The organism is Thiohalobacter thiocyanaticus, assembly GCF_002356355.1.
Classification (GTDB): domain Bacteria; phylum Pseudomonadota; class Gammaproteobacteria; order Thiohalobacterales; family Thiohalobacteraceae; genus Thiohalobacter; species Thiohalobacter thiocyanaticus_A.
Map to the genome: position 1 here is coordinate 1034622 of NZ_AP018052.1, position 22247 is coordinate 1056868.

Consider the following 22247-nt stretch of genomic DNA (forward strand, 5'->3'; position numbering starts at 1 on the left):
TTGAGCCGGGCGGCACAGACGCGCGACCGTCCGCAGGGGGAGCGGGTATGCGGCCCTGGTGGATATCCCTGCTGGCGCTGGCCGCCGGCGCTGCGCTGCCGCTGGCCTTTGCCCCCTTTTCCATCGCTCCCCTGGCCATCCTTCTGCCGGCCCTGTTGCTGGCCCTGTTGCCGGAGCGGCGCCCCCGCCGCGCCCTGGGTCTGGGCTACCTGTTCGGCCTCGGCTGTTTCGGCGTCGGGGTCAGCTGGGTCCATATCAGCATTCACGTGTTCGGCGGTACGCCCCTGGTTGCCGCGATCCTGGTCGCCGCGCTGTTGGTGGCCTTTCTCGCCCTGTTTCCCGCGCTGGCCGCCTGGCTGACAGTGTGGCTGGCGCCACTCGTCGGTTGGCCGCGCTACCTGCTCGCGGCACCGGCGGCCTGGGTGCTGTCGGAATGGCTGCGCGGATGGCTGTTCACCGGCTTCCCCTGGCTGCTGGCCGGCTACACTCAACTCGATACGCCCCTGGCCGGCTATGCGCCGGTACTGGGTGTCCATGGCGTCGGGCTGCTGCTGCTGGTGACTGCGGGTGCCCTGGCGGCCGGTATCCGCAGCCGGCGGACCGGCCAGCGTGTGCTGCTGCTGGCGCTGGTGATGGGGGTGTGGCTCGGCGGGAGTCTGCTGCGACATCACGACTGGACCCGTGCCGTCGGTGAACCGCTGGAAGTCAGCCTTGTCCAGGGGAATATCGCCCAGGACCGCAAGTGGCAGGAGACCTGGCAGCGGGCCACGCTGGCGCGCTATCTTGAATTGAGTCGCCGGGAGTGGAGTGATCCTGCACGGGAAGTGGATCTGGTGGTCTGGCCGGAGACCGCCATCCCGGCTTTTTATCACCAGATCGAGGACGGATTTCTGCGCCAGCTGCGCCGCGAAAGCCGGCAGGCCGACAGCGAATTTCTGACCGGCATCCCGGTGCTGGATCGCGAGCAGTGGGCCTATTACAACGCCGTCATGCGAGTGGGTGCTGAGGACAGCTTCTATTTCAAGCGTCACCTGGTGCCCTTCGGTGAATATCTGCCGCTGCGCCAGTGGCTGGGCACCCTGCTGCAGGTGATGCCGCTGCCGGTGGCCGATTTCAGTTCCGGCGGGGCGCAGCAGCCGCTGCTGCGGGTCGCCGGGCATCCGGTGGGCGTGTCGATTTGCTACGAGATCATTTTCGGAACCGAATTGCTCGCGACCCTGCCCGAGGCACGACTGCTGGTCAATGTCAGCAACGATGCCTGGTTCGGCGACTCGCTGGCCCCGCACCAGCATCTGCAGATGGCGCGGATGCGGGCGCTGGAGGCCGGCCGCGAACTGCTGCGCGCCACCAATACCGGGATCTCGGCCGTGATCGATCACCGCGGCCGGCTGCGGGAGCGCGGCCCTCAGTTCGAGGTCGCCGTGGTGCGGGCCTCGGCCCAGCCCCGGGAGGGGGCGACGCCTTATGTGCAGCGCGGTGACCTGCCCGTGCTGCTGCTGGTCGCCGGCATGCTGGCGCTCGGGTATGCTGTCCGCAACGGGTACAAGCCGGAACCATGACCGCAGCCGATTTTCTCAAACATCACGACGCCTTTGCCGGTGCCTTCACTGACGGGCTCAAACAGATGCTGCAGCATGAAGGGCTCGGCCCCTTCATCCTGGTGCTGGCCAACGCCACGTTCGACCCCGATATCTACGCCGAACTGAAGGCGCCGCTGAAAAGCCGGTTTGACCGCCTGCGGGAGGATCTGCGTGAGCGTTTCGCCAGCGGGCGCGACGGCGAGCAGATCGAGGAGGATCTGCTGGTCTTTCTCAAGATGGCCCTGATCGGCTTCGAAGGCCTGCAGCCGACCCGTTTTCGCGACGAGGGTCCCTGGCGTCTGCAGTTCAATCACCTGCGTTCCTTCCGGCCCCGGCGCATCACCACCGAGGTGCCCAAGGAAATCATCTCCCCGTTCAATTCCAACGCCTTCAATTTCAATCGGCCGTTCCTGCAGAAGGAATGCTTCTGGGCGGGGGAATTGCTGGGGCGGCGCGTGGACCTGTATTACAACAAGTATCCCTTTGCGCCGCTGCACGGCCTGTGGGTGCTGGACCGCAATGCCGGCAAGCCGCAGTTCCTTACCCGCGAGGATCACGACTATGTCTGGTCGCTGGCGGCGGAACTGGGTGAGGCGGTTCCGGGGATGCTGTTCGGGTATAACAGTTACGGTGCCTACGCCTCGGTGAACCACCTGCATGTGCAGGGTTTCGTCGAACCGGACGGTATGCCGGTCATGCGTGAACAGTGGGCGCATCACGGCGGCGACATGGAGTACCCGGCCGAGGTGCGCTATTGCGCGCGACGCGAGGAAAGCTGGGACTGCCTGACCGGGCTGCATGCCGATGAACAGCCCTTCAATGCCCTGTTCGTCCCCGGCGGCAGTTACCTGTTTCCGCGTCGCAAGCAGGGCACGGTGGAGGTGCCGGCCTGGAGCAGCGGCCTGACCTGGTTCGAGCTCGCCGGCGGGTTCATCGTCTCCAATCACGAGGACTTCGAGCGGCTGGACGCGACCGCTCTGCAGCAGGAGTTGGAGCGGGTAGTGCCGGACTGAATCCTTTATGCAGTCCCGTAGGTCGGATTAGCGCAGCGTAATCCGACAGGCGGCGGAGCGTTGCAGCGGGCGTCGGATTACGCCCTGCGGGCTAATCCGACCTACGGAACCGCCTTTTATTGCTTCGCACGGACGAAGCTGGTGGCATAGCATTTCGGGCAGGGCGGGATGTGCCCCGGCTCGCTGAAGTGCAGTTCCTCGCCGCAGGATTCGCAGCGTAGCACCCCGGGGCCGGTGACCTCGCCCGTGTGGTAGGTCTGGGCCTCGTGCATACGGGCCTCGAACTCGGCCAGCTCGATGCGGGTGCGGTCGGCCACGGTGAGCATCTTCTCGAACAGCCGGCGCTCGATCTGGCCGATGTCGAATTTCAGCCAGGCGCCGAACTCGTTGCCGGTCTGCTCCAGGTAGCTGGCCGCGTCTTCCATGTCGCGTTTCAGGTAGGCGGCCACCCGTTCGGCCTCCTCGCGGGTCAGTTCGCCCAGTTCGATCGCGCGTTCCTTGGCCCGCTCCAGGTTCTGCTCCAGGGTGGGGATGGCGTGTTCCTCGGCCTCGTCGATGGCGGCCTGGACCCGGTCCATCATGCGGTGGTAGGCCTGGACAAGCTTTTCGCCGGGGCCGGAGGGCTGGGAATCTGACATGTCGGGTTTTCTCCGTAGTAACAGGGACGGGTCCGAATGGCACTTGCCTGAGCCGGATTCCATCCTCTCCGTCATTCCCGCCCGGGGGCATCCATGACCCGGCGGAGCCGGTGGAGGCTGGATCCCCGCCTGCGCGGGGATGACGCGGTCAGGGGAAGCGCTATTCAGTGCTGATGCTAGTTTGGAACAGATTTCCGGTCAGGTGAAGAGCCGCCACGGATCAGGTATCCTTTGCGGCCATTCAAGTGACCGTATTTTCAGGAAAGCAATGGACGAACACTACCAACCCGGGCAGGTCGAGGCCGAGGCGCAGCAGTACTGGGAAACCCACGACAGCTTCCGGGTTGTCGAGGACCCCAGGCGGGAAAAATTCTACTGCCTGTCCATGTTTCCCTATCCCAGCGGCCGCCTGCACATGGGCCACGTGCGCAACTACACCCTCGGGGATGTGATCGCCCGCTACCAGCGCATGCAGGGCAGAAACGTGCTTCAGCCCATGGGCTGGGACGCCTTCGGCCTGCCGGCCGAGAATGCCGCCATGCAGAACCGGGTGCCGCCGGCGGCCTGGACCTACGAGAACATCGACTACATGCGCGAGCAGCTCAAACGGCTGGGCTTCGGCTACGACTGGTCGCGCGAACTGGCTACCTGCCGACCCGAGTACTATCGCTGGGAGCAGTGGCTGTTCACCCGACTCTATGAAAAGGGCCTGGTCTACAAGAAGATGGCCACGGTCAACTGGGACCCGGTCGACCAGACGGTGCTGGCCAACGAGCAGGTCATCGACGGCCGCGGCTGGCGTTCCGGCGCCCTGGTCGAGCGTCGCGACATCCCGCAGTGGTTCATGCGCATCACCGACTATGCCGAGGAACTGCTCAATGAGATCGACCGGCTCGAGGGCTGGCCGGAGGCGGTGCGCACCATGCAGCGCAACTGGATCGGTCGCTCCGAGGGTCTGGAACTGGAGTTCGATATCGCCGGTGCGGATGAGCGCCTGAGCGTCTACACCACCCGTCCCGACACCCTGATGGGCGTGACCTACGTGGCCGTGGCCGCCGAGCACCCCCTGGCCGTGCGCGCCGCGCAGGACAACCCCGAGTTGGCCGCCTTCATCGAGGAATGCCGCCACACCGAGACCTCCGAGGCCGCGCTGGAGACCATGGAAAAGAAGGGCGTGGCGACCGGCCTCACGGCCCTGCACCCGGTCAGCGGCGAGCCGGTGCCGGTGTGGGTGGCCAACTTCGTGCTCATGGGCTACGGCTCCGGTGCGGTGATGGCGGTGCCCGCGCACGACCAGCGCGATTACGAATTCGCGCGCAAGTACGGTCTGCCCATCAAACAGGTGATTCATTCCGCCGACGGCTCGCAGGCGGATGTCAGTGAGGCGGCCTGGACCGAGAAGGGCGTGTTGCGCGACTCGGGACAGTTCGACGGCCTGGACTTCGATCAGGCCTTCAGCGCCATCGCCGACTACATCGAGGCGCAGGGCCGCGGCCGGCGCACGGTCAACTACCGGCTGCGCGACTGGGGTGTGTCCCGCCAGCGTTACTGGGGCTGTCCCATCCCCATCATCAACTGTCCCGACTGCGGCGCGGTGCCGGTGCCGGAGGACCAGCTGCCGGTGGTGCTGCCGGAACAGGTCGAGTTCGACGGCAGCGGCTCGCCGTTGAAGAAGATGCCGGAATGGTCCCGCACCAGCTGCCCGCAGTGCGGCGGCGAGGCCGAGCGCGAGACCGATACCTTCGACACCTTCATGGAGTCGTCCTGGTACTACGCCCGCTATGCCTGCGCCGACAACGACCAGGCTATGCTGGACGCGCGTGCCGACTACTGGCTGCCGGTGGATCAGTACATCGGTGGCATCGAACATGCCATCCTGCATCTGCTGTACTCGCGCTTCTATCACAAGCTGATGCGCGACGCCGGCCTGATCCGCTCGGACGAACCCTTCAAACGGCTGCTGACCCAGGGCATGGTGGTGGCCGAGACCTATTATCGTGAAGAGGACGGCCGGAAACGTTTCTTCAATCCCGCCGAGGTCGAGGTCGAGCGCGACGGCAAGGGCAAGCTCACCGGCGCCCGCCTGGGCCGCGACGGCGGGCCGGTGCAGATCGGCGGCATCGAGAAGATGTCCAAGTCCAAGAACAACGGCGTGGATCCACAGGCGCTGATCGAGCGCTTCGGTGCCGACACGGTGCGTCTGTTCACCCTGTTCGCCGCCCCGCCCGAGCAATCGCTGGAGTGGTCCGACGAGGGCGTGGCCGGCGCCCATCGCTTCCTCAAGCGGCTGTGGGCGCTGGGTATGCGCCCGGCCTTCCGCCTGGCGAAGTACGATACGCCCGAGGAGCGCCGCGCCTTCCTCGCTGGCTTCGACTGGAGCGGCCTGGACACGGAACGCCAGCAGCGGCGTACCGCCATCCATCAGGCGGTGGAGCAGGCCGCGCGCGACTATGGGCGGTACCAGTTCAACACCGTGGTGGCGGCCTGCATGAAGCTGGTCAACAGCCTGGGCGAGATCGACGAGCAGAGCGAGGCGCCCGGCGATCTCGCTCTGCAGTACGAGGCCGTGGACATGTTGCTGCGGCTGCTCGCACCGGTGGTGCCGCACATCTGCCATGTACTGTGGCCGCGCGTTCGCTGCACCGACGCAGCCGAGATTCTCGCCGCCCCCTGGCCGCGGCACGACGCCGCGGCCCTGGTACAGGACAGCATCGAGCTGGTGGTGCAGGTCAACGGCAAGGTCCGCGCCCGCATCCAGGTGCCGGCCGATGCCGACAAGGCCGGTGTCGAGGCCGCGGCGCACACTGATGCCAATGTCCAGCGTTTCACCGCGGGCAAGCCGATCCGCAAGACCATCGTGGTGCCGGGCAAGCTGGTCAACATTGTTGTCTGAACGAGGAATGATGTAGCTCGGGTTAGCGCAGCGTAACCCGAGCTACGGCCTTCACGCTGATAAACAGGATCTTCCATGACCCGATCCCATCACCTGCCGACCGTTCTAGTCCTGCTGCTGGCCCTGACCCTGTCCGCCTGCGGCTTCCAGCTGCGCGGCCAGGCGAACCTGCCACCCGAAATGGCGCGCACCCAGATACAGGGGCTGAGCGAGTACAGCGATCTGGGCCGCGACCTGCGCCGGTTGCTGGAAGGATCCGGCGTGCAGGTGGTGCCATCCGCGGAACAGGCCACGGCCATCCTGGATATCATCACCAACCAGGCCGGCCGCCGGGTGCTGTCGGTGCAGGCCGGCGGCAAGGTGCAGGAATACGAACTGATCCAGCGGCTGGTGTTCAGCGTGCGTACCACCGACGGGCGGCTGCTGCTCGAACCCCAGGAACTGGAACTGGCCCGGGAGTACCTCTACGACCGCTTCGATCCCCTGGCCAGCGGCAGCCAGGAAGGCGAGATCCGGGCCGAGATGCGCCGCGACATCACTCAGCTGCTGATGCTGCGGCTGCAGGCCCTCGGCAGCGACGGCTGACCATGCAACTCAGGCCCGAACAACTCGCCACCCATCTCAAGCAGGGACTGGCGCCGGTCTATCTGCTCTGGGGCGAGGAGACCCTGGTCGCGCAGGAGGCGGCCGATGCCATCCGCGCGGCAGCCCGGGCCGGGGGCTATGTGGATCGGGAGGTGTTTCATGCCGAGTCCGGTTTCGACTGGGGCCGGCTCGGCGAGGCCGCCAGCGCCCTGTCGCTGTTCGCCGACCGACGCATCCTGGAACTGCGCATCCCCTCCGGCAAGCCCGGAGACGCCGGCAGCAAGGCCCTGACGGCCTACACCCGGTCCCTGCCCCCGGATACCCTGTTGCTGGTCATCTGCGGCAAGCTCGAGGCCGCCCAGCGCCGGGCGAAGTGGTTCAAGGCGCTGGAGGACGCCGGCGTGTCGCTGGCCGCCTGGCCGATCGATGGCCGCCAGCTGCCGCGCTGGATCGGCCAGCGCCTGCAGCGGGCGGGCCTGACCGCCGAGCCGGAGGCGGTGCAGATGCTGGCCGAGCGGGTCGAAGGCAATCTGCTGGCCGCGGCCCAGGAGGTGGACAAGCTGGCGCTGCTCTACCCCGGCGAGCAGCTGGATGCGGCCCGGGTCGCCGAGGCGGTCTCCGACAGCGCCCGATTCGATGTCTTCGGCCTGGTCGACACGGTTCTGGCCGGCCAGGGCGAACGCGCCGTGCGCATGCTCGCCGGCCTGCAGCAGGAGGGGGTGGAGCCGGTGCTGGTGAACTGGGCCCTGACCCGCGAACTGCGCAGCCTGGAGGCCATGGGCTGGGCCCTGGCCCATGGTGAGTCGCTGGCTGCGGTGCAGGGCCGGTTCCGGGTGTGGAAGAACCGCCAGGCGGTGATCGGCCAGGCCCTGCAGCGGCACCGGCTGCCGGCCTGGTACGGCTTCCTGCGTCGCAGCGCCCGCATCGACCGCATCATAAAGGGTCAGGCCGCGGGCAACCCCTGGGATGAACTGGTACAATTGGCCTTGGATCTGGCGGGCCGGCCGCTCGGGCTGACCGAGGGCAAGACCGCCTGAGATCATGGCCACGGAATACACGGAAAGCACGGACAGGTCGAATGCCGTAGGTTGGGTTAGCCCGTAGGGTGTAACCCAACATTCAGACCGCATTCGTTGGGTTACGGCGCTGGCGCGCCTAACCCAACCTACAGCTGGAAACGCGTGCGATTCCGTGGCGGATTGGTTTTTCCAGCAGCAGACAGGACCCCGTACCGCAGGATGAACGCCACCCCCGAATCCCTTGCCCCCGACGTTGCGACCTACATGCAGCGGGTCGGCGAGCAGGCCCGTGCCGCCGCCCGGCTGCTCAGCCGCTCCGACACCGCGGCCCGCAACAATGCCCTGCATGCCATCGCCGAGGCCATCGAGGCCGCGACCGATACCCTCAAGGCTGAGAACGCCCGTGATCTCGAGGCCGGGCGCGAACGCGGCCTGGACGCGGCCCTGCTGGACCGGCTGGAACTGACCGATGACCGGATTGCCGCCATGGCCGAGGGCCTGCGCCAGATCGCTGCGCTGCCCGATCCGGTCGGGGCCGTCAGCGATCTCAATTACCGGCCCAGCGGTATCCAGGTCGGACGCATGCGGGTGCCGCTCGGGGTGATCGGCATCATCTACGAATCCCGGCCCAATGTGACCGCCGACGCCGCCGCCCTGTGCCTGAAGTCGGGCAACGCCGCCATCCTGCGCGGCGGCTCCGAGGCGCTGCATTCCAACCAGGCCATCGCCGCCTGCATCCGCATCGGCCTGGGCCAGGCCGGCCTGCCGGGTACGGCAGTGCAGGTGATCGAGACCGCCGACCGTGCCGCCGTGGGCGAACTGCTGCGGATGAAGGACTGTGTCGATGTCATCGTGCCGCGCGGCGGCAAGGGCCTGATCGAACGGGTGAGCGAGGAATCCCGCATCCCGGTGATCAAGCACCTGGACGGGATCTGCCACGTCTACATCGACGACCGCGCGGATCCGGACAAGGCCTATGCCATTGCGCTCAACGCCAAGACCCAGCGCTACGGCACCTGCAACACCATGGAGACCCTGCTGGTGCATGCGGACATCGCCGAATCCATCCTGCCGCGGCTGGCGCGAGCCTATCGGGAAAAGGGCGTGGAGTTGCGCGGCTGCGAGCGCACCCGCGCCGTCCTCGACGGCATCAGCGCCGCCAGCGACGCCGACTGGGACACCGAGTACCTGGCGCCGATCCTGGCCGTGCGGGTGGTGGATGATCTGGACGCGGCCATGGACCACATCGCCGCCCATGGCTCGCAGCACACCGACGCCATCGTCACCGAGGACTATGCCCGCGCCCGGCGCTTCCTGCGCGAGGTCGATTCCAGTTCGGTGATGGTCAACGCCTCCACCCGCTTCGCCGACGGCTTCGAATACGGGCTGGGCGCGGAGATCGGCATCAGTACCGACAAGCTGCATGCCCGCGGCCCGGTGGGGCTGGAGGGCCTGACCACGCTCAAGTTCGTCGTCCTGGGCGACGGCCAGGTGCGCAGTTGAGTCAGTCCACGATGCCCAGTTCCGACGGCCAGGCATGATCGGCGTCTACGGCGGCACCTTCGATCCGGTTCACTATGGTCACCTGCGCACCGCCCTGGAGGTGCAGGAGCAACTCGACCTGGAGGCCATGCTGATGCTGCCGGCCCGGGAACCCCCCCATCGTGATCCACCGCAGGCCTCCCCCGAGGCGCGCCGCGACATGCTCGCGCTGGCCCTGCAGGGGCAGGACCGGCTGGTGCTGGACGGGCGTGAACTGGAGCGCCCCGGTCCCTCCTATATGGTCGACACCCTGGAATCCCTGCGCGCCGAGCACGGTGACTGCCCGCTGGGTCTGGTACTGGGCGAGGACGCCTTCGGCGGCCTGGACGGCTGGGACCGCTGGGAGCGCCTGACCGAACTGGCGCACCTGCTGGTGATGGCCCGTCCGGGCGGGGGGCGTCCGGCGGGCGCGCCGGCCCGGCTGTTGACCGAGCGGGGCGTGGATGATGCCGCGCGTTTGAAAAGCCGCCCGGCCGGTCTTATATATCAGATCGAGGTCACCTCGCTGGCGATTTCCGCCACCGCCATTCGCGCCCAGCAGGCCGCCGGGCGCAGCAGCCGTTATCTGCTGCCCGATGCCGTGCTCGAATATCTGCAGGCCAACCGTCTGTATTGTTGAATCCCCAAGCCCACAGGTAAACCGCGTGACTGAAACCCTCTCCACCGAATCCCTCAAGACCCTCGTCGTTCAGGCCATGGAGGACATGAAGGCCCAGGACATCAGCATCATCGATGTGCGCGGACTGACCTCGGTGACCGACTACATGGTCATTGCCAGCGGAACCTCCGACCGCCACGTCCGGTCCATCTCCCAGAACGTCATCGATGAATCCAAGCAGCAGGGCCTGCGCCCGATCGGCGTGGAGGGCCAGGACAGCGGCGAATGGATCCTGGTCGACCTGGGCGACGTGGTGGCTCATGTGATGCTGCCGCGGGCGCGTGCCTTCTACAACCTGGAGAAGCTCTGGAGCGCCGGCGGCGAGGGCGAGGCCGCCACCCATCTGCAGAGCGTATGACGCGGTAGGCCCTGATGCAGATTCATCTGCTGGCCGTCGGCACCCGGATGCCGGCCTGGGTGGAGGCGGGCTTCAGCGAATATGCCAGGCGTCTGCCGCATGAATGCCGCCTGAAACTGGTCGAGATCGCGCCTGCGAAACGCGGCCGCAACCCCGATCTGGAACGCATCCGCCGCGAGGAGGGCGAACGCCTGCTGGCGGCGGTGCCCCGGGATGCGACGGTGATCGCCCTTGAGGTCGGCGGCAGGGCCTGGAACACCGAACAGCTGGCCGACCGGCTGCGCGGCTGGCTGCAGGATGGACGCGACCTGGCGCTGCTGGTCGGCGGTCCGGACGGCCTGTCCGCCGCCTGCCGTGAACGTGCCGAGCTGCAATGGTCCCTCTCGCCCCTGACCCTGCCGCACCCGCTGGTGCGGGTGGTGCTGGCCGAGCAACTCTATCGCGCCTGGAGCCTGGTCAGTGGCCATCCCTATCACCGGGCCTGAGGGGGGATACTCATGATCCTGCTGGCGTCCGCCTCGCCCCGCCGCCGGGAACTGCTGAACCAGCTCGGGGTGCCCCACCGTGCCGTGCCGGTGGACATCGACGAGACGCCGCTGCCGGGCGAGCCGGTCGAGGCGCTGGTCTGTCGACTGGCGCTGGACAAGGCACGTGCCCTGGCAGCAAAAACCGTTGCTGAACTGCCGGTGCTGGGTGCCGATACCCTGATCAGCCTCGACGGCCGGCCCCTGGGCAAGCCGGCCGACCGCGCCGACGGTATGGCCATGCTGGCGCAGCTGTCCGGGCGCGAACACGAGGTGCTCAGCGCCGTGGCCCTGGTCGTGGGCGGGCGCGAGGCGCTGCGCCTGAACCGTAACCGGGTGCGCTTTCGTGAACTGGAACCCGCCGAGTGCGCGGCCTACTGGACCACCGGGGAGCCGGCCGACAAGGCCGGGGCCTATGCCATCCAGGGGCGGGCGGCCATGTTCGTCAGCCGTCTCGAGGGCAGTTACACTGGCGTAATGGGTCTGCCCCTGTTCGAGACCGCGGAGTTGCTGCGCGAGGCCGGCGTGGCGCTGCTCGAGTTGGGAGATTCGTAAAGAACCGCTGCGGAATCGCCGTGAAAAACACAACCTTGTAGGTTGGGTTGGGTGCATTAGCGCCGTAACCCAACAAACGCGGCCTGAATGTTGGGTTACGCCCTCCGGGCTAACCCAACCTACGAGGTTCGGTGCGGGTATGGAAGCAGCCGGGAAAACGGATACTGTCCGTGTTTTCCGTGTGATTCCGTGGCAAAGGGGTTTTGATTCAATGGAAACTGCATGAGTGAAGAGATACTGATCAACGTCACGCCGCAGGAGACCCGCGTGGCCATGGTCGAGAACGGCGTGCTGCAGGAAGTCTTCATCGAGCGCGAACGCAGCCTGGGCCTGGTGGGCAACATCTACAAGGGCGTGGTGTGCCGGGTGCTGCCCGGGATGCAGGCCGCGTTTCTGGACATCGGCCTGGAACGGGCCGCTTTCCTGCATGCCTCCGACATCGCGACCCGCGATGCCGAGTCCGAAGGGGCGAGCACCATCAGCCAGCTGCTGCGCGACGGCCAGGAGCTCATGGTGCAGGTGATCAAGGACCCGCTCGGCACCAAGGGCGCACGCCTGACCACCCATATCACCATCCCCTCGCGCTATCTGGTGTTCATGCCCTATGCCACCAACGTCGGGGTGTCGCAGAAGATCGAGGATGAGACCGAGCGCCAGCGCCTGAAGCAGGTGGTGCTCGATGATGCCGGTGATGAGGGGCTGGGCTATATCGTGCGCACGGCCGCCGAGGGTGTGCCCGATGCGGCGCTGCGTTCGGACATGGCCTTCCTGCGCCGGCTGTGGGGTGCGATCCAGGAACGCGGCCGCCAGGCCGGTGCCGGCGAGATGGTCCACGAGGACCTGCCCCTGAGCAAGCGCGCCCTGCGCGACCTGGTCGGGGTGGAGGTGGAGAAGGTGCGGGTGGACTCGCGCGAGACCCATGCCAGCCTGGTGCGTTTCGGGGAGCAGTTCGTCCCCGAGGTGGTCGAACGGCTGGAATACTATCCGGGCGAGCGGCCCATCTTCGATCTCTACAGCGTTGAGGACGAGATCCAGCGCGCGCTGGATCGCAAGGTGCAGCTGAAGTCGGGCGGCTATCTCATCATCGACCAGACTGAGGCCATGACCACCATCGACGTCAACACCGGCGCCTATGTGGGCCATCGCAACCTGGAAGAGACCATCTTCAAGACCAACCTGGAGGCGGCCCAGGCCATCGCCCGCCAGCTGCGCCTGCGCAACCTGGGCGGGATCATCATCATCGACTTCATCGACATGTCCGACGAGGACCACAAACGCCAGGTGCTGCGCGCGCTGGAGCGCCACCTGGAACGCGACCACGCCCGCAGCCACATCAGCGAGGTCTCCAGCCTCGGCCTGGTGCAGATGACGCGCAAGCGCACCCGTGAGAGCCTGGAGCATGTGCTGTGCGGCGTCTGCCCCACCTGCAACGGTCGGGGTTCGCTGAAGACGCCCGAGACCGTGGTCTACGAGATCTTCCGCGAGATCCTGCGCGAGGCGCGCCAGTACGATGCCGAACAGCTGCTGGTGCTGGCCGCGCACGAGGTGGTGGATCTGCTGCTGGACGAGGAGTCCACCAGCCTGGCGGAACTGGAATCCTTCATCGGCAAACCGATCAAGTTCCAGGTCGAATCCCTCTATACCCAGGAACAATATGACGTCGTGCTCATGTAGTGGCGGGACGCTGCGGAACCGGGATCTCCCTGCATGCTGAAACGGGCCACGCGGCTGGTATGGTATGGCGTCGCCGCGCTGCTCATCCTTGCGGCGCTGCTGCTCAGTATCGCCCGACTGGTGCTGCCGCTGCTGGATGACTATCACGACGAACTCCAGCAGTGGCTCACCCAGCGGGTCGATCATCCGGTGCGCATCGAGCGGCTGGACCTCGGCTGGCACGGTCTCGGGCCGGACCTGCGGCTGCTCAACACCCGCCTCTACGATCGCAGCGGCGAGGAGGTGCTGCTGCGGCTGGAGGAACTGCGCATCGGCATCGACCTGTGGCGTTCCTGGCGCCAGGGCCGGCTGGTCAGCAATCGCATCGCCCTGCAGGGCAGTGAACTGAACCTGATCCGACGCGAGGACGGACGCATCGTGCTGCGCGGGCGTGAACATGCCACCCCCATCCTCAATCCGCTTACGCTGGCCGCCGAACAGCCGCGGATCGCACTGACGGATGTCACCCTGGGCTGGGAAGACCGCTACCTGGGGCATCCGCGGGTGGTGTTCCGCGACATCGCCCTGCGCATGCGCAACCGCGGTGAGCGGCATCAGTTACACCTTCAGGCCAGGCCGGCCGCCGCCCTCGGGCAGACGCTGGAATTGCAGGCGGACCTGGTGCTGCCGCCCGGGCAGCGCGAACGCTGGCATGGCCGCCTGTATCTGAATGCGCAGGGTTTCATGCTGCGTGAGTGGCTCGGCTGGTACCTGTCCGATCGCTGGTATGCCGGCGGGGTGCTGGATGCGCGCCTCTGGCTCACGCTGACGGGGGGGCGGATCGAGGCCGCGCAGGGTGAACTGGCCGTCCACCTGCCCGTGCTCTCCAGCCGCGAGCGGGCCGCCCCGCTGCTTGCCGGCAACCGGCTGGCGACCCGGCTGCTATGGAATCGCACCGGTGCGGCCTGGCGGCTCAGCCTGGATGCGTTGGAACTCATCCAGGCCGACCGGAGCTGGCCGCGCACCGGGCTGACGCTGGCCATGGCGCCGCCGGACGCTGATGGCCGTCGGCTGCAGCTGGCGCTGGATGCGTTGCCGCTGGAACTGCTGCAGCCGGTACTGCCGCTGCTGGGGGAGGCCGCCGGCACGTCGCTGGATCTTACGGCGTTGAGTCCGCAGGGCTGGGTACGCGATCTGCAGCTGGGGGGCGAACGCCGCAGCGGGCGCTGGCATGACCTGCGCTTCAAGGCCCGACTGGAAGCGCTGGCCTGGCAGCCGCAGGTGCGCCTTCCGGGCCTGAGCGGGCTGAACGCCAGTCTGATCGGCAGCCCGGAGCGGGGGGAAATCGAACTGGAACTGACGGATGGCCGTCTGGCCGCGCCGGCATTGTTCCGCGATGCCCTCCCGATCGGGCGCCTGGCCGGGCGGCTGCGTTGGCAGCAGGAGCCGGACGGTCTGCAGCTCTACAGCGAACGCTTCGCCCTGGCCAATGCCGATCTCGGCGCCCGCGGACAGCTGCGCCTGCAGCTGTCGCGCGATGGCGCTTCACCGCACCTGAGCCTGCAGGCGGAGATCGAACGCGGCGATGCGGCCGCGACCGGACGCTACCTGCCTGCCGGCATCATGCCGGAGAAGACGGTGCGCTGGCTGGACCGGGCCATCGTCAGCGGCCGCATCACCACGGGCCGGGTCGATTTCCACGGCCGGCTGGCCGACTTCCCCTTCGCACAGGGCGCGGGCCGGATGGAGATCCGCGCCCGTGTGGATGACGCCATCCTCGACTATCACCCCGACTGGCACCGCATCGAGGAACTCGACGCCGAACTGGTCTTCATCAACCAGGGCATGCACATCGAGGCGGTCGACGGTGCCATCCTCGGGACCCGCCTGGCGGAAGTGAGCGCCGATATCCCCGACCTCAAGCGCAGCCGCCTGCGCGTCCAGGGGCAGGTGCGCGGTCCGCTGGCCGACATGCTGCGCTTCGTGCAGGACAGCCCCCTGGCCCGGCGCGGTTATGACCTCGGCCAGCTGCAGGCCGACGGCCAGGCCGGGCTGGCGCTGGACCTGGACCTGCCCCTGCGGCGTACGCATGGCGGTCCGGCGCGAGTGGCCGGCCGGCTTGAGCTGCAGGACAACCGCCTGGTCCTGCCCGCGCGGGACCTGGCCCTGGAGGCGCTCGACGGGCGCATCGACTTCACCGACACCCGGGTCAGCGGCAGCGGGCTCCAGGCCAGGCTGTGGCAGACACCGGTGCGTCTGGATCTGGCACCGCATCCGGACACGCCCGGCCTGACCCGGGTCCGGCTGGCCGGCCGCCTGCCATTGCTGGAGCGGCTGGGGCGGGTGCATCCGCCGCTGGCGCGGTACCTGACGGGACAGTCCGACTGGCGTATCCAGCTGGATGTCGGCCGCCAGGCCGAAGGCTACCCGCTGTGGATCGAGTCCGAGCTGGAAGGCATCGGCATCGATCTGCCGTCGCCCCTGTCCAAGCCCGCCGATGCAACCCTGCCGCTGCGGCTGCAGACGCGGATCCAGGCACAGGGCAGCGGGCCGCTGTACCTGCGCCTGGGTGACCTGCATGCTGCGCTGGAATTGAGCGATGCGGCCGAGGGGCCGCTGCAGCTGCGCCGCGCCATGCTGCGCTTCGATGCCGGCGCGGCCGAACTGCCCGACGGCCCCGGGCTGGAGTTGCATGGCCGCTTCGATACCCTGTCGGTGCCGGCCTGGCGCGCGGTGTTCGCAGCCGCCGGCAAGGACGCGGCGCTGCCCGCGCTGGACCTGCGCGAGGCCGCGCTCGAAGTGGGCCGGTTGAGGCTGTTCAATCAGAGCCTGGCCGACGTCAGCCTGCAGGCCCGGCCGGTGCTCGGCGCCTGGCGCATCGATGTCGACGGTCCGGACATCGCCGGGCGGATCGCCGTGCCCCGCGGCGATTCCCCGCTGCCGCTGGATCTGGACCTGGATCGCCTGGTATTGGCGCGCGGCGGCATCGACGGGGCCGGTGCGGACCTCGATCCGGCCCGGTTGCCGCCGCTGGATGTCGATATCCGGGACCTGACCTATGGGAGCCTCGACCTGGGTCGGGTGCAGCTGCGCAGTCAGCCGCTGGCCTACGGCATGGAGGTGGAATCCATCCGCATCGAGGGCGGCTGGCTCAGGCTCTCGGCGCAGGGCAACTGGACCCTGCGCCAGGGGCGCGAGGCCTCGCGCTTCGATATCGAACTGCAAGGCAGCGACCTGGGTCGGATGCTGACCGCCTTCGGCTACAGCGGCAATGTCGAGGGTGGCGCGACCCATGGCCAGATCAACGCCAACTGGCCCGGCGCCCCCATGGATTTCGCCCTCAAGGCGGTCGAGGGTACGCTCGATCTGCGCATCGGTCCCGGGCAGCTGGTCAAGCTGGAGCCCGGCGCCGGGCGGGTGTTCGGCCTGCTCAACCTGCATGCGCTGCCGCGCCGGCTCACCCTGGATTTCTCCGACCTGTTCAAGCGCGGCTTCGCCTTCGACCGCATCGAGGGCAGCTTCACCCTGATCGATTCCAACGCCTATACCCAGGACCTGGTCATCCAGGGGCCGTCGGCACGCATCGATATCTCCGGCCGCATCGGCCTGGCCGAGCAGGACTACGACCAGCTGGTCACGGTCACGCCGGAGGTCACCGGCGGCCTGCCCATCGCCGGCGCCATCGCCGGCGGCCCGGCCGTGGGCGCGGCCCTGTTCCTGGCCGATCGGCTGCTGGGCCGGCAGTTCGAGGAAATGGCCAGCTACCAGTATGCGGTGACCGGCAGTTGGGAGGATCCAGTGTTCCGGCGTCTGAACCGGGAAGAGCCCGGGGCGGCCCCGGCCGGGACCGCGCCATGACCGGCCCTGCCCCGGCCTGTGATATGCTGCACCCATGAGAACGGCAATAACCCTTTTGTTTCTGATACTTCCCTTTGCCGCCGTCCCCGCCGCCCCCATGTATGTTATGTCGGCGGAGCAATGGATGCGGCCGCGTCAGGGGGCGGATCTGCTCGCCGATGAGCGCCTGCGCGAACTGGTGCTGGGGCTGGACGAGCAGCCCGGCAGCCGCCTGCAGATCCATTACCCCGGCGGCGAGGCCGGGGGGCTGTGGGCGCATGAACTGCGCAGCTGGTTGATCGCGCTCGGGGTGCCGGGCGCGCGGATTGAACTGGCACCGGGCGGGGTACAGGCTGCCGCCCTGGGTGTCGAATTGCTAACCGGCCAAGCGGCCGATTCGATGGAGCCGTCGCAGTGACGCAAGTGGCAAGTATCCAGATGGCCTCCGGGCCCAACGTCAACGCCAATCTGCTCGAGGCCGAGCGCATGATCGAGGAGGCGGCGAAGCAGGGTGCCGAACTGGTCGTACTGCCGGAGAACTTCGCCATCATGGGCGTGCACGAGACCGACAAGGTCGAGCAGCGCGAGGCGCCGGGCGAGGGGCCGATCCAGGAGTTCCTGTTCCGTCAGGCCAGGCGCCACAAGCTGTGGCTGGTCGGCGGCACCATTCCGCTCGAGGCCTCGGTCCCGGACAGGATCCGCGCCGCCTGCCTGCTGATCAACCCGGAGGGCGAGCAGGTCGCGCGCTACGACAAGATGCACCTGTTCGACGTGGAGGTGGTCGGCAGCGGCGAGAAGTACACCGAGTCCGAAACCATCGAACCGGGCAATGACATCACGGTGGTCGACACCCCCTTCGGCCGGCTGGGCCTGTCGGTGTGCTACGACCTGCGCTTCCCCGAACTCTACCGGGTGATGCTGGACCGGGGCGTGGAGATCCTGGCCGTGCCCTCGGCCTTCACCGCGCTGACCGGCAAGGCGCACTGGGATGTGCTGGTGCGCACCCGCGCCATCGAGAACCTGTGCTATGTGATCGCCTCGGCCCAGGGCGGCTATCATCTGAACGGGCGCGAGACCTGGGGCGATTCCATGATCGTCGATCCCTGGGGCACGGTGCTCAAGCGCCTGCCGCGCGGCCCCGGCGTGATCATGGCGAAGCTTGACCGCGGCTATCTGGAGTCCACCCGGCGGCTGTTTCCAAGCATCGAGCATCGCCGGATCAAGTGCAGTGAAGTATGAATCCATAAAGTTTGGAACCTCTCTAGCCCGTCATCCCGGTACCGGCCTGCGCCGGCACAGGCTCCGGCCGGGATCCAGATACCACGGCGGTTACTGGATTCCGGCCTGCGCCGGAATGACGGGAGACAGGACGTAGGTCGGGTTAGCGCAGCGTAACCCGACAAATCACTGGTCCATTTGCAACAACAGGATTGACACCTCCATGAGTCAAACCCCACTCGACACCGCCCGCCGCTTCCTGCTGGAGCCGGCCGGCATCGGCGACAACGATCTCGGCACCGTGCTCGACAGCATGCTGGGCCACAGCATCGACTTCGCCGACCTGTACTTTCAGTCCACCCGCTTCGAGTCCTGGGTGCTGGAGGACGGCATCGTCAAGGAAGGCAACCACAGCGTGGAGCAGGGCGCCGGCGTGCGCGCCATCAGCGGCGAGAAGAGCGGCTTCGCCTATTCCGACGAAATCATGCTGCCGGCATTGATGCAGGCCTCGGGCGCGGCCCGCGCCATCGCCGGCCCCGGCGGCAGCGGTGCCGTGCGCGCCTGGGAACCCACCGGGGTGTCGGAGTTGTACCGCCCGCTGGACCCGCTGGAAACGCTGAGCGCTGACGACAAGGTGGCCCTGCTCAAGGAGATCGATGCCGAGGCCCGGCGCCAGGACCCGCGCGTGGATCAGGTGGTGGTCAGCCTGGCCGGTGTGCACGAGGTGGTGCTGGTCGCCGCCAGCGACGGCACCCTCGCCGCCGACGTGCGCCCGCTGGTGCGCATGAACGTCAGCGTCATCGCCCAGCAGAACGGCCGCTACGAGCAGGGCAGCTCCGGCGGCGGCGGCCGCGGCGGCTTCGATATCCTCACCACCGACGGCCGTGCCCTGTGGCACGCCCGCGAGGCGGTGCGCCAGGCGCTGACCAACCTGGAGGCGGTCGAGGCCCCGGCCGGCCACATGACCGTGGTGCTCGGCCCCGGCTGGCCCGGCGTGCTGCTGCACGAGGCCATCGGCCACGGCCTGGAGGGCGACTTCAACCGCAAGGGCACCTCGGCCTTCTCCGGGCGCATCGGCGAGAAGGTCGCCTCCGAGCAGTGCACCGTGGTCGACGACGCCACCCTCGCCGGACGCCGCGGCTCGCTGCAGATCGACGACGAGGGGGTGCCGGCCCAGTGCACCACCCTGATCGAGAACGGCGTGCTCAAGGGCTACATGCAGGACAAGATGAACGCCCGCCTGATGGGCGTGGCGCCCACCGGCAACGGCCGGCGCGAGTCCTACGCCCACCAGACCATGCCGCGCATGACCAACACCTACATGCTGCCCGGCAAGTACGATCCCGCCGAGATCATCGCCTCGGTGGACAAGGGCCTGTACGCCGTCAACTTCGGCGGCGGCCAGGTGGACATCACCTCCGGCAAGTTCGTCTTCTCCGCCAGCGAGGCCTACCTGATCGAGAACGGGAAGATCACCGCCCCGGTCAAGGGCGCGACCCTGATCGGCAACGGCCCTGACGTGCTCACCCGCGTGGACATGGTCGGCAACGACCTGGCGCTGGATATGGGCGTGGGCACCTGCGGCAAGGAAGGCCAGAGCGTGCCGGTCGGCGTGGGCCAGCCCACCCTGCGGGTAGCGGGCCTGACCGTGGGCGGGACGAGCGCGTCATGAGGGGTTCCGCCAAGGGTGGAACCCTGCATGGACGTTTCGTTTAAAGCCTGTTGCGTCGGGTATCGAGGGTTTGAACGAACCGCTAGTCCATATCCTGGGTTAGGGGGCTATAAGTCGCTGAGACTTGAGAGGGATTTGTCCTTCGGAAAGGAGCCGAACATCCAACAGGAAACCCCGGCGGATGCGTAGACTCGCCGCTGAATTCAGCGCCAGGCAGCCTGATGCGACTGTCAGAAAAATTTACATCAACTGTGGAAGTTGAGATCATAGTTATTGAAACTCAATTAGTTATAATTATGGTATTATTTTTGCGTGAATCGTGATTCAGCATTTCAAAATCAAGTAAAAAAAGGAAACTTATAATGAAAAATATCATGGCTTTTCTGGGGCTTTTTGTTTCTGGTTTCGCCAACGCAGGCTTGATTCAAATAACTGCTGAATCAATCAGCTCAGGTGAATTAGGGTGGTTCGTCGTTGACGATGCTGTATTGGCTGCCGACACAAGCTTGGTGGCATCACAGTTCTATGATTATGGTTGGCATGATCCGCTCAGCGGTATTTCAATTACTCCTGCGGATGTTATAGGTGACACAGGTGTCACTTATTTCGGGCTGATTGGAGGTGATTGGACGGTCACAGGGGGTGGCGGTGATTCGCTTACAACGGCGACAAGTGCATTATGGGTTGCCGATACTTACTATGTGCAGTTCACCGGTTACAGCGATTACCGTGATGTTACCTGGAGCACTACCGACTACACTGCTACGGTATCAGAGCCTGCGAGTATTGCGCTCTTGGCTCTCGGCCTGGCAGGTCTCGGCCTCTCCAGGAGAAAGAAATTGGTTTAATCAACCATGTTGCATGGTTGCGAGAAGCCTCGGTGTGAATCGGGGCTTTTTTTATGCCTGACATAAGGTTGCGGCAGATCTTCAGGGGTGAGCCTGGTGTTGCAGAATCGTCGAAATCGATACGATCTCCGGAGCCGGAGAATATTTACTGCTAATATTCTGACTGATGGCCTGTCTCGCGCCAGTACGTGTGAGAGCTTCCCGGGTCTCCGGGGTGATTCCATCCCGACCCATCGCCGGAGTCGTCATACCGCCATGAAAAAATGCAGGACATGTAATGCCGAATTGAGTTGCATCGGTAAAATTGAGCCGGACACGTTATGGCTGTCGACAAAGCGGCCTTCTCTGAGCCCTTTTGCCGGGATCGGGTATTTTGCCGTTTTTCTTCTGGGCGGTTTGCTGATTGCGCAACCGCTCTGGGAATCTCATCTGATCTGGGCGGGTCTGATCGTCGCTGTCTGCGGTGGTCTCGGTGCCTACCTTTGGAAACGGCCGCGCAACTACTATCGATGCACTCAATGCGGTTCGGAATTCTACGACGACATAGTGTTGCGGCGAAAAACCGGCTCAGGGTGCAGTTGCCGCTGATATTGAGCCTGTTGATTTCATAACCCTGATGTGTGCAGGTCATGATGCTTGGTATCCCCGGCAGGGCGTTGGTGATCTGGATGGGAATCCTCGTCCTGGCGGTTTTTAATGGCCTGCTGCGCGAAGCCGTCCTTCTCCCGATGCTGGACCAGCCCCTGGCGCTCATCCTCAGCGGTATTCTGCTCTCCGTTCTGATCCTTGCGGTTGCATACCTTTCGCTGCCCTGGCTGGGGCGGTTGCCGGCGACAGCTTATATCGCCATCGGCCTGGGCTGGCTCTGCCTGACCCTGGTCTTCGAGTTCGCGTTCGGGCGTCTCATCCAGAGCCGGCCCTGGCCGGAACTGCTCGACGCCTACACCTTCAGGGACGGCAATCTCTGGCCTCTTGTGCTGCTGGTCACGGCAGCGGCGCCGTATGCGGGGGCCAGGCTCCGGCGCTGGGTGTGAGTTATTCCCGGATGCTTTTCTTCCCTGCGGTCTCTGCTATAGAACTCTGTACTCATTCTGGCTGACGGGAGTGTTGCATGAGCCTGAAGCAGAGGCAGACCCGGCTGCGCCGGTTCGTCAGGGATGTCGTCGTTCATACGCCATTGATCAGGATGGTGCTTCTTCTGGTGCTGCTGTGGCTGCTGTTCTCCGCCGGGGTGTACCTGGCGGAGCAGGGGGTGCGCGGCTCGCCCATCGGTTCGTTCGGCGAGGCGCTGTACTGGGGCGTGGCGGCCTTTTCCACCGCCGGGATTGCCGATACGCCTGCCTCCGGCGCGGCGCAGCTCATCGGCGGGATCTGGATCGTCATCGGGTCGGTGCTGTTCTTCGGCGCCATCGTGGCGACGGTGACCAGCTACTTCATGCGTCCCATGCAGCGGCCGCACCGGAAGATCATCGACGCCATCGAGTACAACCTGGAGCAGCTGAACGATCTGTCGCTGGACGAGCTCGATCTGCTCAAGGAAACCGTCGACAGCCTGATCGGTCATGTCGAACGGCTGAAGGAAAAATACATCGGGTCGGCGGAACCCGCCAACGCAGACGAGCAGAAATAGGGGTTCCTGCCCACGCTGCCCGTA

19 protein-coding genes are annotated in these 22247 nt (G+C 66.4%); 18 read left to right on the forward strand and 1 reads right to left on the reverse strand.

Annotation, left to right across the window (positions count from 1 at the left end; translation table 11 throughout):
- Nucleotides 1–47: 47 nt before the first annotated feature.
- On the forward strand, nt 48–1559 hold the full coding sequence (lnt, locus tag CFK21_RS04825; RefSeq protein ID WP_096365298.1) for an apolipoprotein N-acyltransferase: 1512 nt from the start codon (nt 48–50) through the stop codon (nt 1557–1559).
- A complete protein-coding gene (locus CFK21_RS04830) occupies nt 1556–2593 on the forward strand; it encodes a hypothetical protein (protein ID WP_096365300.1) in 1038 nt (345 codons plus the stop codon). The genes lnt and CFK21_RS04830 overlap by 4 nt, the downstream gene beginning before the upstream one ends.
- A 116-nt stretch (nt 2594–2709) precedes the next feature.
- Here CFK21_RS04830 and CFK21_RS04835 read toward each other — a convergent pair whose 3' ends face one another.
- The gene (locus CFK21_RS04835) at nt 2710–3231 is read right to left on the reverse strand and encodes a zinc ribbon-containing protein (protein ID WP_096365302.1); all 522 of its coding nucleotides are present in this window, start codon (nt 3229–3231) and stop codon (nt 2710–2712) included.
- 268 nt (nt 3232–3499) lie between these two features.
- On the opposite strand from CFK21_RS04835, the gene leuS reads away from it, so the two are divergent.
- From leuS to CFK21_RS04915, 16 genes are all read left to right on the forward strand, one after another.
- The gene (leuS, locus tag CFK21_RS04840; protein ID WP_096365304.1) at nt 3500–6124 is read left to right on the forward strand and encodes a leucine--tRNA ligase; all 2625 of its coding nucleotides are present in this window, start codon (nt 3500–3502) and stop codon (nt 6122–6124) included.
- A gap of 75 nt (nt 6125–6199) precedes the next feature.
- Nucleotides 6200–6709 carry an LPS-assembly lipoprotein LptE gene (locus CFK21_RS04845; protein ID WP_096365306.1) on the forward strand — a complete coding sequence of 170 codons (510 nt, stop codon included), beginning with the start codon at nt 6200–6202 and terminating at the stop codon, nt 6707–6709.
- 2 nt (nt 6710–6711) lie between these two features.
- Entirely contained in the window at nt 6712–7746 is a 1035-nt protein-coding gene (gene holA / locus CFK21_RS04850) for a DNA polymerase III subunit delta (RefSeq protein ID WP_096365308.1), read from the forward strand.
- A gap of 201 nt (nt 7747–7947) precedes the next feature.
- Nucleotides 7948–9231 (forward strand): glutamate-5-semialdehyde dehydrogenase, encoded by a 1284-nt coding sequence (locus tag CFK21_RS04855; protein WP_096365310.1) that lies wholly within the window; start codon nt 7948–7950, stop codon nt 9229–9231.
- A 34-nt stretch (nt 9232–9265) separates the two neighbouring features.
- Complete coding sequence (gene nadD, locus CFK21_RS04860) at nt 9266–9889, forward strand: nicotinate-nucleotide adenylyltransferase (protein ID WP_096365312.1); 624 nt, start codon at nt 9266–9268, stop codon at nt 9887–9889.
- A 76-nt stretch (nt 9890–9965) separates the two neighbouring features.
- On the forward strand, nt 9966–10286 hold the full coding sequence (gene rsfS / locus CFK21_RS04865) for a ribosome silencing factor (protein ID WP_231971589.1): 321 nt from the start codon (nt 9966–9968) through the stop codon (nt 10284–10286).
- 14 nt (nt 10287–10300) lie between these two features.
- Complete coding sequence (gene rlmH / locus CFK21_RS04870) at nt 10301–10771, forward strand: 23S rRNA (pseudouridine(1915)-N(3))-methyltransferase RlmH (RefSeq protein ID WP_096365316.1); 471 nt, start codon at nt 10301–10303, stop codon at nt 10769–10771.
- 12 nt (nt 10772–10783) lie between these two features.
- The gene (locus tag CFK21_RS04875; RefSeq protein ID WP_096365318.1) at nt 10784–11365 is read left to right on the forward strand and encodes a Maf family protein; all 582 of its coding nucleotides are present in this window, start codon (nt 10784–10786) and stop codon (nt 11363–11365) included.
- Nucleotides 11366–11587: 222 nt separating this feature from the next.
- Nucleotides 11588–13039 (forward strand): ribonuclease G, encoded by a 1452-nt coding sequence (rng, locus tag CFK21_RS04880; protein ID WP_096365320.1) that lies wholly within the window; start codon nt 11588–11590, stop codon nt 13037–13039.
- Between the two features lie 33 nt (nt 13040–13072).
- A complete protein-coding gene (locus CFK21_RS04885; RefSeq protein WP_096365322.1) occupies nt 13073–16876 on the forward strand; it encodes a YhdP family protein in 3804 nt (1267 codons plus the stop codon).
- A 124-nt stretch (nt 16877–17000) separates the two neighbouring features.
- Nucleotides 17001–17273 carry a hypothetical protein gene (locus tag CFK21_RS04890; protein WP_096365324.1) on the forward strand — a complete coding sequence of 91 codons (273 nt, stop codon included), beginning with the start codon at nt 17001–17003 and terminating at the stop codon, nt 17271–17273.
- A 20-nt stretch (nt 17274–17293) separates the two neighbouring features.
- The gene (locus CFK21_RS04895; RefSeq protein ID WP_172844320.1) at nt 17294–18094 is read left to right on the forward strand and encodes a carbon-nitrogen hydrolase family protein; all 801 of its coding nucleotides are present in this window, start codon (nt 17294–17296) and stop codon (nt 18092–18094) included.
- Nucleotides 18095–18296: 202 nt separating this feature from the next.
- Complete coding sequence (gene tldD / locus CFK21_RS04900) at nt 18297–19745, forward strand: metalloprotease TldD (RefSeq protein ID WP_096365328.1); 1449 nt, start codon at nt 18297–18299, stop codon at nt 19743–19745.
- Nucleotides 19746–20107: 362 nt separating this feature from the next.
- Complete coding sequence (locus CFK21_RS04905; protein ID WP_096365330.1) at nt 20108–20593, forward strand: PEP-CTERM sorting domain-containing protein; 486 nt, start codon at nt 20108–20110, stop codon at nt 20591–20593.
- Between the two features lie 629 nt (nt 20594–21222).
- Nucleotides 21223–21627 carry a hypothetical protein gene (locus CFK21_RS04910; RefSeq protein ID WP_197702997.1) on the forward strand — a complete coding sequence of 135 codons (405 nt, stop codon included), beginning with the start codon at nt 21223–21225 and terminating at the stop codon, nt 21625–21627.
- A gap of 77 nt (nt 21628–21704) precedes the next feature.
- Nucleotides 21705–22223 carry an ion transporter gene (locus CFK21_RS04915; protein WP_096365332.1) on the forward strand — a complete coding sequence of 173 codons (519 nt, stop codon included), beginning with the start codon at nt 21705–21707 and terminating at the stop codon, nt 22221–22223.
- Nucleotides 22224–22247: the final 24 nt, after the last annotated feature.

Excerpts from the sequence above, each read along its gene's own strand:
- lnt (WP_096365298.1), top strand. The coding sequence starts at position 48 with ATGCGGCCCTGGTGGATATCCCTGCTGGCGCTGGCCGCCGGCGCTGCG.
- CFK21_RS04830 (WP_096365300.1), top strand. The coding sequence starts at position 1,556 with ATGACCGCAGCCGATTTTCTCAAACATCACGACGCCTTTGCCGGTGCC.
- CFK21_RS04835 (WP_096365302.1), bottom strand. The coding sequence starts at position 3,231 with ATGTCAGATTCCCAGCCCTCCGGCCCCGGCGAAAAGCTTGTCCAGGCC.
- leuS (WP_096365304.1), top strand. The coding sequence starts at position 3,500 with ATGGACGAACACTACCAACCCGGGCAGGTCGAGGCCGAGGCGCAGCAG.
- CFK21_RS04845 (WP_096365306.1), top strand. The coding sequence starts at position 6,200 with ATGACCCGATCCCATCACCTGCCGACCGTTCTAGTCCTGCTGCTGGCC.
- holA (WP_096365308.1), top strand. The coding sequence starts at position 6,712 with ATGCAACTCAGGCCCGAACAACTCGCCACCCATCTCAAGCAGGGACTG.
- CFK21_RS04855 (WP_096365310.1), top strand. The coding sequence starts at position 7,948 with ATGAACGCCACCCCCGAATCCCTTGCCCCCGACGTTGCGACCTACATG.
- nadD (WP_096365312.1), top strand. The coding sequence starts at position 9,266 with ATGATCGGCGTCTACGGCGGCACCTTCGATCCGGTTCACTATGGTCAC.
- rsfS (WP_231971589.1), top strand. The coding sequence starts at position 9,966 with ATGGAGGACATGAAGGCCCAGGACATCAGCATCATCGATGTGCGCGGA.
- rlmH (WP_096365316.1), top strand. The coding sequence starts at position 10,301 with ATGCAGATTCATCTGCTGGCCGTCGGCACCCGGATGCCGGCCTGGGTG.
- CFK21_RS04875 (WP_096365318.1), top strand. The coding sequence starts at position 10,784 with ATGATCCTGCTGGCGTCCGCCTCGCCCCGCCGCCGGGAACTGCTGAAC.
- rng (WP_096365320.1), top strand. The coding sequence starts at position 11,588 with ATGAGTGAAGAGATACTGATCAACGTCACGCCGCAGGAGACCCGCGTG.
- CFK21_RS04885 (WP_096365322.1), top strand. The coding sequence starts at position 13,073 with ATGCTGAAACGGGCCACGCGGCTGGTATGGTATGGCGTCGCCGCGCTG.
- CFK21_RS04890 (WP_096365324.1), top strand. The coding sequence starts at position 17,001 with ATGCGGCCGCGTCAGGGGGCGGATCTGCTCGCCGATGAGCGCCTGCGC.
- CFK21_RS04895 (WP_172844320.1), top strand. The coding sequence starts at position 17,294 with ATGGCCTCCGGGCCCAACGTCAACGCCAATCTGCTCGAGGCCGAGCGC.
- tldD (WP_096365328.1), top strand. The coding sequence starts at position 18,297 with ATGAGTCAAACCCCACTCGACACCGCCCGCCGCTTCCTGCTGGAGCCG.
- CFK21_RS04905 (WP_096365330.1), top strand. The coding sequence starts at position 20,108 with ATGAAAAATATCATGGCTTTTCTGGGGCTTTTTGTTTCTGGTTTCGCC.
- CFK21_RS04910 (WP_197702997.1), top strand. The coding sequence starts at position 21,223 with ATGATGCTTGGTATCCCCGGCAGGGCGTTGGTGATCTGGATGGGAATC.
- CFK21_RS04915 (WP_096365332.1), top strand. The coding sequence starts at position 21,705 with ATGAGCCTGAAGCAGAGGCAGACCCGGCTGCGCCGGTTCGTCAGGGAT.